The sequence below is a fragment of the Zobellia sp. OII3 genome (genome assembly GCF_002211465.1).
Lineage (GTDB): Bacteria > Bacteroidota > Bacteroidia > Flavobacteriales > Flavobacteriaceae > Zobellia > Zobellia galactanivorans.
Genome location: NZ_MWRZ01000040.1, coordinates 1 through 763, shown reverse-complemented (window position 1 = coordinate 763; position 763 = coordinate 1). Strand labels below are relative to the sequence as shown.

General features: G+C 51.5%; 1 protein-coding gene. It reads right to left on the bottom strand.

The window, feature by feature from the left end; all coding sequences use genetic code 11:
• Positions 1 to 763: hypothetical protein (locus B4Q04_RS22395; protein WP_088698195.1), on the bottom strand; the 763-nt coding region annotated here is incomplete at both ends.

Here is a 763-nt window from a genome sequence, read left to right as displayed (position 1 = left end):
GTATTATTCGTGACCTTTAGGATGTTTCCCGTAAGGCTCAGATCTTGGATCTCGTTGTTAGGGTCGCCGTCCAAATCGAGTGTCGCGTTTCCACCTACGGCATTCCATGTACTTCCATCATAAACATATAATTGTCCCGCTACCTCATCGACATAGGTAACACCGCTATTGCTAGGCGTAACCGATGGGGCCCCGCTGCCTAATAATGTCAGCTCATTGGTAGGGTCCGCATCCGCATCGTCCAAGGAAGGCACATCCACGATCAGGTCGGGATATGTTCCGCTCACCACAACATTTCCGCTACCTCCATCAGTGATGGTCACGGTTTGATCGGGTGCGGCATTCACTACTTCAAAATTTTGTCCGCTTTGGTTTACCGTTATACCGGTTCCCGAGGAAACCGTTTGGTTCTCATTGTTCGGGTCCGCATCGGCATCCTGAATGTTTATGGTCGTAGAACCACCACGCTCCAAATTGATGGATACGGTTTCATTGGCCGTGGCCACAGCGCTACCGATCTGTTGGTCATCGCTACTATTGGCCGCCAAATCCTCCAAAGCTTCCTGTACGTTCGTTTCGTTCACACTATCCCCGTCCACGTCAAATGGAGTTCCCAAAGCTACTTCAGCAGCATCCTGGATCTCATTATTTGGATCAGCATCGGCATCGTCCGTATCCAAGGCATCCACATAAGCCTTAGTGGCCGCGTCCTGTGGAGCGGTTGGGTCGGCCAAGTTCGTGATGGCCTGGTTGCCAGCACTTG